Source organism: Peptoniphilus harei, from assembly GCF_900454685.1.
GTDB lineage: Bacteria > Bacillota > Clostridia > Tissierellales > Peptoniphilaceae > Peptoniphilus_A > Peptoniphilus_A harei.
This window is the reverse complement of the sequence record NZ_UATM01000017.1, coordinates 1-7140: the sequence shown is the minus strand read 5'-3', so window position 1 is coordinate 7140 and position 7140 is coordinate 1. Positions and strand designations below refer to the sequence as shown.

Genomic DNA, 7140 nt, shown 5'->3' with positions numbered 1-7140 from the left:
CATAGCTGAAAATAGTCTCGTTGTTATTTTATAAAAGGACATCTTGCCAACAAAGTGAAGTCCAAGAATTGAAATTATAAATAGGGCCAAGAGACCTAGGGCAATTATTTTAGTCATTTTTTTCCTCCTTCTTAACTATGAAGAAACTTGTATTTATTATTAAGATAAAAATAAATAGGACTCCTGCTGTTGCTATTAGGGCTTGCCTGTGGTCGCCAGCAGCGTAAGCCATTTCCAATACAATATTTGTAGTCATAGTTCTAATTCCCTTGAGAGGTTAAGTGTAAGTCTTGTTTGGTTACCAGCAACAAGGATTACTGCCATAGTTTCACCAATGGCACGACCAATTCCAAGTATAATTCCTGCAAAAATTCCTGATCTTGCAGCAGGTATCATAACTCTTGTTATAGTTTCATCGTGAGATGCCCCAAGAGAAAGTGAGCCTGAGTAATAAGACTTTGGCACAGTTCTAAGGAAGCTTCTGCCATAGAAATTATTGTTGGTAGGATCATTATTAAAAGCAAGATTGATGCACTTAAAATATTCATCCCATTTCCACCAAGATAGACTTGTTAATAGGAACAATAATTGTTAGGGCAAAGAAACCATAAACTATTGATGGAATCCCTGTCATTAATTAAGTCCTGGTTTTAAAATTTTGTAAAATTTTTTGGGACAATCAAAGGCCAAGTAGGCTGCCACCATAATGGCAACTGGCACTGCTCCCAAACAAGATAGGGCTGTAATAATTATTGAGCCAAGAATCATGGATAAGATTCCATAAGTTGGCGGTTGATTCATAGGTGCCCAAGAGTCGTTAATATAAATCCTTCACTCCAACTTTACCAAAAAATTCTATTGAATCTTTGAAGATAAAGGTACAAATTAGGAGTAAGAAGAAAATTGAAAGTACAGAACAAAGTAGGAAGAAGTACTTAGATACTTCTTCCCACGAAAATGTCCTGGTCCTCTTGTATCTCGAGGGCCTTTATATAATATTTTCCATTTTATTTCCTTTGCATTTTTATTTTGCAAGTCCTGACCACTCAGTTAATTCTCCAGTAAAGATTTTTTGTAAATCATCCATAGTCACATCTTCACAAGCATTTTCTTTATTTACAATAACTGCGATACCATCTCTTGCAATAACTGTGAAATCAAGAGCATTCTTTTCTTCGTCCTTAAGTTCTCTTGATGCCATACCAATTTGTGCAGTTCCTTCCATTGCAGCAGTCATACCAGCTGATGAACCATTAGATTGGATATCAATCACAACATTAGGGTTCTTTGCCTTGTAAGCTTCAACAAGTTTTTCCATAAGAGGAGTAACAGAAGTTGAACCTGCAACAGTTAATTTTGCATCGCTATCAATTGGTTCATAAGTTTCGCCCTTAGCGTCTCCAACGTAACCTTCTTCTTCACAAATTTTTTGTCCTTCGTCAGACATGATAAATTTAACTAAGTCCATTGATTTTTCATCTACATCTTTTTTGTAAGCTAGGTTAAAAGGTCTAGAAAGCTTATAAGAGTTTGACTTAATGTTTTCTGGAGTAGCTTCAACTCCTTCAACCTTTAGAGCCTTAACATCGTCGTTTAAAGATCCAAGAGAAATGTAACCAATTGAACCTGCATCATTTTGTACAGTAGTAAGAACTGCATCAGTGGAAGATTGAACAGCAGCTTCTTCATAAGTCTTGTCAACTTCCTTGTCGCCTTCCTTAACAAGAACTCCTGTTAGTTCAGTGAAGGCTGATCTTGTACCTGAACCTTGTTCTCTTGATATAACGTTAATTGTTCCAAGATCTTTTCCTTCTGCACCTGCAGCTCCACCAGCATTAGCAGTGGCATTTTCCTTTTTATTTCCTCCACAAGCAACAAGACTTGCACCTAGAGCAAGAACTACAGCAATCTTTCCAAAACTTTTTAACTTCATTAATTTTCATCCTTTCAAAACTTAATTTTATTTTTTATTTCATGGTCATTATAATTTTGATTTGTAAATTGCCAAGATGTCTTTTGTAAATTTTATGTAAATTATTTTGATTTTTTTGAAAGGAAAAATTTAATAAATATTCAATCAAAAAGAGACTCGAGTTAACGAGTCCCTCTAATTTTAAAATTGAGCCTTCAATTTTTATAATTTTAATAATCTTAATACTTGTCTAGGTAATATTTGCACCAAGCTTATCCCAAGACAATCTTGTATTAGAATTTTCTAAATAATAGATTCCAGCAATCGCATATGAATCTCGACCAGCAAAAAATCCAGTAGATCCATAGGTTTTATGAGATTCTTCTACTACTAAAGCATTTTTATCTTTATCATAATATCCATATTGTTCATCAAAAAATTCAGAGCTTCTGTCTGATGATAATATCGTTCTGTTAGTTAATTTATACCTTCCATTTCCTAAGCTTGTAATATATGTGTAAGTATCAATAGGGTAACTGTTTCCATCTGCACCATAACTACTAGGACCATACCAGGACCCTACAAGGACATCATCTGTAGAAACAACATAATGTTCATCCTTAAGTTGTTTTTCTTTGGCAACATTTGATTCAGTTTTTTTAACATATACAGTTTCTTCCTTTGGTTGAACTGTTGGTTGAGTGTAAGTTGTTTTGTTTGTCTTATAAGTTGTAATATTACCAAGTTTTGATCTTCCACTTGTTCTATAGTTATCAATATCAGTAAATAATAGAGTTAATAAGCTCTCCATACTGTCAGCTTCTAAAATCTTTTCACTGTTTATTGTTAATTTATAAGTAACAATGTTTATTGTGTAGTCAGTAATTACTGGATTAGCACCTTCATAATAATAAACTACCTTGTAATTTTTGTTATATACAGGATTATCACCAATATATACTGCTTTATAATCCTTAGAATAATCTACTTTTTCACCAAAAGATTCCGGCGATTGCACCGAAGAGGTACGAAAGTTCTATCATCTTTGATTTCAGCAGGTGCGTCTAAAGTAAGAACTTTACCATTTACTTTCATCTTGTTTTGAGCCAATAGTAAGTTCAACATTTGTGTTACCATTTTTCATTATTACTTTTTTAATTGGCATCCATCCCACTTATAGCATGCATAGAATCTAGGTATCTATTGCATGTCAAAGTGGGATGGTGCCAATAAAAAAGTAATAATGAAAAATGGTAACACAAATGTTGAACTTACTATTGGCTCAAACAAGATGAAAGTAAATGGTAAAGTTCTTACTTTAGACGCACCTGCTGAAATCAAAGATGATAGAACTTTCGTACCTCTTCGTGCAATCGCCGAATCTTTTGGTGAAAAAGTAGATTATTCTAAGGATTATAAAGCAGTATATATTGGTGATAATCCTGTATATAACAAAATTACAAGGTAGTTTATTATTATGAAGGTGCTAATCCAGTAATTACTGACTACACAATAAACATTGTTACTTATAAATTAACAATAAACAGTGAAAAGATTTTAGAAGCTGACAGTATGGAGAGCTTATTAACTCTATTATTTACTGATATTGATAACTATAGAACAAGTGGAAGATCAAAACTTGGTAATATTACAACTTATAAGACAAACAAAACAACTTACACTCAACCAACAGTTCAACCAAAGGAAGAAACTGTATATGTTAAAAAAACTGAATCAAATGTTGCCAAAGAAAAACAACTTAAGGATGAACATTATGTTGTTTCTACAGATGATGTCCTTGTAGGGTCCTGGTATGGTCCTAGTAGTTATGGTGCAGATGGAAACAGTTACCCTATTGATACTTACACATATATTACAAGCTTAGGAAATGGAAGGTATAAATTAACTAACAGAACGATATTATCATCAGACAGAAGCTCTGAATTTTTTGATGAACAATATGGATATTATGATAAAGATAAAAATGCTTTAGTAGTAGAAGAATCTCATAAAACCTATGGATCTACTGGATTTTTTGCTGGTCGAGATTCATATGCGATTGCTGGAATCTATTATTTAGAAAATTCTAATACAAGATTGTCTTGGGATAAGCTTGGTGCAAAATATTACCTAGACAAGTATTAAGATTATTAAAATTATAAAAATTGAAGGCTCAATTTTAAAATTAGAGGGACTCGTTAACTCGAGTCTCTTTTTTGATTGAATATTTATTAAATTTTTCCTTTCAAAAAAATCAAAATAATTTACATAAAATTTACAAAAGACATCTTGGCAATTTACAAATCAAAATTATAATGACCATGAAATAAAAAATAAAATTAAGTTTGAAAGGATGAAAATTAATGAAGTTAAAAAGTTTTGGAAAGATTGCTGTAGTTCTTGCTCTAGGTGCAAGTCTTGTTGCTTGTGGAGGAAATAAAAAGGAAAATGCCACTGCTAATGCTGGTGGAGCTGCAGGTGCAGAAGGAAAAGATCTTGGAACAATTAACGTTATATCAAGAGAACAAGGTTCAGGTACAAGATCAGCCTTCACTGAACTAACAGGAGTTCTTGTTAAGGAAGGCGACAAGGAAGTTGACAAGACTTATGAAGAAGCTGCTGTTCAATCTTCCACTGATGCAGTTCTTACTACTGTACAAAATGATGCAGGTTCAATTGGTTACATTTCTCTTGGATCTTTAAACGACGATGTTAAGGCTCTAAAGGTTGAAGGAGTTGAAGCTACTCCAGAAAACATTAAGTCAAACTCTTATAAGCTTTCTAGACCTTTTAACCTAGCTTACAAAAAAGATGTAGATGAAAAATCAATGGACTTAGTTAAATTTATCATGTCTGACGAAGGACAAAAAATTTGTGAAGAAGAAGGTTACGTTGGAGACGCTAAGGGCGAAACTTATGAACCAATTGATAGCGATGCAAAATTAACTGTTGCAGGTTCAACTTCTGTTACTCCTCTTATGGAAAAACTTGTTGAAGCTTACAAGGCAAAGAACCCTAATGTTGTGATTGATATCCAATCTAATGGTTCATCAGCTGGTATGACTGCTGCAATGGAAGGAACTGCACAAATTGGTATGGCATCAAGAGAACTTAAGGACGAAGAAAAGAATGCTCTTGATTTCACAGTTATTGCAAGAGATGGTATCGCAGTTATTGTAAATAAAGAAAATGCTTGTGAAGATGTGACTATGGATGATTTACAAAAAATCTTTACTGGAGAATTAACTGAGTGGTCAGGACTTGCAAAATAAAAAATGCAAAGGAAATAAAATGGAAAATATTAATATAAAGGCCCCTCGAGATGACAAGAGGACCAGGACATTTTCGTGGGAAGAAGTATCTAAGTATTCTTCCTACTTTGTTCTGTACTTTTCAATTTTCTTCTTACTCCTAATTTGTACCTTTATCTTCAAAGATTCAATAGAATTTTTTGGTAAGTTGGAGTGAAGATTTTATATTTAACGACTCTTGGGCACCTATGAATCAACCGCCAACTTATGGAATCTTATCCATGATTCTTGGCTCAATAATTATTACAGCCCTATCTTGTTTGGGAGCAGTGCAGTTGCCATTATGTGGCAGCCTACTTGGCCTTTGATTGTCCCAAAAATTTACAAAATTTTAAAACCAGGACTTAATTTAATGACAGGGATTCCATCAATAGTTTATGGTTTCTTTGCCCTAACAATTATTGTTCCTATTAACAAGTCTATCTTTGGTGGAAATGGGATGAATATTTTAAGTGCATCAATCTTGCTTTTAATAATGATCCTACCAACAATAATTTCTATGGCAGAAGCTTCACTTAGAACTGTGCCAAAGTCTTATTACTCAGGCTCACTTTCTCTTGGGGCATCTCACGATGAAACTATAACAAGAGTTATGATACCTGCTGCAAGATCAGGAATTTTTGCAGGAATTATACTTGGAATTGGTCGTGCCATTGGTGAAACTATGGCAGTAATCCTTGTTGCTGGTAACCAAACAAGACTTACACTTAACCCTCTCAAGGGAATTAGAACTATGACTACAAATATTGTATTGGAAATGGCTTACGCTTGCTGGCGACCACAGGCAAGCCCTAATAGCAACAGCAGGAGTCCTATTTATTTTTATCTTAATAATAAATACAAGTTTCTTCATAGTTAAGAACAGGAGGGAAAAAATGACTAAAATAATTGCCCTAGGTCTCTTGGCCCTATTTATAATTTCAATTCTTGGACTTCACTTTGTTGGCAAGATGTCCTTTTATAAAATAACAACGAGACTATTTTCAGCTATGACTCTTGGAGTCCTAGTCTTTATAGTTATATTTGTTGTAGTAAAGGGAGCCCTATCCTTTAGACCGAGTATGTTGTCTCTTAACTATTCAACAGAAAATCTATCCATGGGTCCTGCCATGTACAACACTTTTAACAGTTGTCCTTTCAATTTTACTGGCATCACCTATTGGAATTTTTACTGCAATATTTTTAGTTGAGTACACAAGGGTGGAAAACAAAACTAGTAAAGGCAATAAGACTTGCAACAGAAACTCTTGCAGGTATTCCTTCCATTGTATACGGACTCTTTGGAATGTTATTCTTTGGACTAAAATTAAAAATGGGATTTTCAGTAATTTCTGGTGTTCTAACAGTTTCTATAATGATCTTGCCAATTATTATCAGGTCAACTGAAGAAGCTTTAAAGTCAGTTCACCCATCAGTGAGACAAGGTTCCCTTGCCCTTGGTGCAGGTAAGCTTAGGACAATCTTTAAGGTTGTACTTCCTATAGCAATCCCAGGGATTTTATCAGGCATAATTTTATCTGTTGGCCGTGTAGTTGGAGAAACTGCTGCCCTTATGTACACACTGGGAACAGCAACATCTCTTCCAACATCTATTAGATCATCATCAAGGACTCTTGCTCTTCACATGTACGTTCTTTCATCAGAAGGAAAGCACGTTGGAGAAGCCTATGCAACTGGCATGGTCCTCTTGATTTTAGTTTTAATAATAAACTGGTCTTCAAAACTTGCAAACAAACTTAGTGAGGTTGAATAATGAATACAAAATGAGCGTTAAGGATCTTGATCTCTTCTACGGAGACTTTCAAGCTCTTCACAATATAAACTTAGACATAAGAGAAAAGAGAAATTCTTTCCTTTATTGGGCCATCAGGTTGCGGCAAGTCTACCCTATTAAAATGTTTAAATAGGATGAACGAC

The 7140-nt window shown here is 34.1% G+C and carries 6 protein-coding genes and 4 pseudogenes; 6 read left to right on the top strand and 4 right to left on the bottom strand.

Annotated features, from left to right (window positions below; all coding sequences use genetic code 11):
• Positions 1-109: 109 nt before the first annotated feature.
• From pstC (DRZ96_RS00840) to DRZ96_RS11340, 4 genes and pseudogenes are all read right to left on the bottom strand, one after another.
• A pseudogene (gene pstC / locus DRZ96_RS00840) lies at positions 110-904 on the bottom strand (phosphate ABC transporter permease subunit PstC).
• A 120-nt stretch (positions 905-1024) separates the two neighbouring features.
• A complete protein-coding gene (locus DRZ96_RS00835; protein ID WP_112889255.1) occupies positions 1025-1933 on the bottom strand; it encodes a substrate-binding domain-containing protein in 909 nt (302 codons plus the stop codon).
• Between the two features lie 229 nt (positions 1934-2162).
• Positions 2163-2930 (bottom strand): hypothetical protein, encoded by a 768-nt coding sequence (locus DRZ96_RS00830; protein ID WP_112889258.1) that lies wholly within the window; start codon positions 2928-2930, stop codon positions 2163-2165.
• The gene (locus tag DRZ96_RS11340) at positions 2897-3007 is read right to left on the bottom strand and encodes a stalk domain-containing protein (protein WP_256584739.1); all 111 of its coding nucleotides are present in this window, start codon (positions 3005-3007) and stop codon (positions 2897-2899) included. Before DRZ96_RS11340 ends, DRZ96_RS00830 begins: the two co-directional genes overlap by 34 nt.
• Before the next feature lie 112 nt (positions 3008-3119).
• On the opposite strand from DRZ96_RS11340, the gene DRZ96_RS00820 reads away from it, so the two are divergent.
• The 6 genes and pseudogenes from DRZ96_RS00820 to DRZ96_RS00795 all read left to right on the top strand — a co-directional run.
• Positions 3120-3380, top strand: coding sequence for a copper amine oxidase N-terminal domain-containing protein (locus tag DRZ96_RS00820; protein WP_112889257.1), 261 nt, complete (start codon positions 3120-3122; stop codon positions 3378-3380).
• A 104-nt stretch (positions 3381-3484) separates the two neighbouring features.
• Positions 3485-4057 (top strand): hypothetical protein, encoded by a 573-nt coding sequence (locus DRZ96_RS00815; protein WP_112889256.1) that lies wholly within the window; start codon positions 3485-3487, stop codon positions 4055-4057.
• A 218-nt stretch (positions 4058-4275) separates the two neighbouring features.
• Positions 4276-5184: a substrate-binding domain-containing protein gene (locus DRZ96_RS00810; RefSeq protein WP_112889255.1), complete on the top strand. Its 909-nt coding sequence runs from the start codon at positions 4276-4278 to the stop codon at positions 5182-5184.
• Between the two features lie 19 nt (positions 5185-5203).
• Positions 5204-6098: pseudogene (gene pstC / locus DRZ96_RS12225) on the top strand (phosphate ABC transporter permease subunit PstC); the annotation flags it as partial.
• A pseudogene (pstA, locus tag DRZ96_RS00800) lies at positions 6099-6976 on the top strand (phosphate ABC transporter permease PstA). It abuts the pseudogene before it with no gap.
• Positions 6977-6986: 10 nt separating this feature from the next.
• Positions 6987-7140: pseudogene (locus DRZ96_RS00795) on the top strand (ATP-binding cassette domain-containing protein); the annotation flags it as partial.

Excerpts from the sequence above, each read along its gene's own strand:
- DRZ96_RS00835 (WP_112889255.1), bottom strand. The coding sequence starts at position 1,933 with ATGAAGTTAAAAAGTTTTGGAAAGATTGCTGTAGTTCTTGCTCTAGGT.
- DRZ96_RS00820 (WP_112889257.1), top strand. The coding sequence starts at position 3,120 with ATGTCAAAGTGGGATGGTGCCAATAAAAAAGTAATAATGAAAAATGGT.
- DRZ96_RS11340 (WP_256584739.1), bottom strand. The coding sequence starts at position 3,007 with ATGAAAGTAAATGGTAAAGTTCTTACTTTAGACGCACCTGCTGAAATC.
- DRZ96_RS00810 (WP_112889255.1), top strand. The coding sequence starts at position 4,276 with ATGAAGTTAAAAAGTTTTGGAAAGATTGCTGTAGTTCTTGCTCTAGGT.
- DRZ96_RS00815 (WP_112889256.1), top strand. The coding sequence starts at position 3,485 with ATGGAGAGCTTATTAACTCTATTATTTACTGATATTGATAACTATAGA.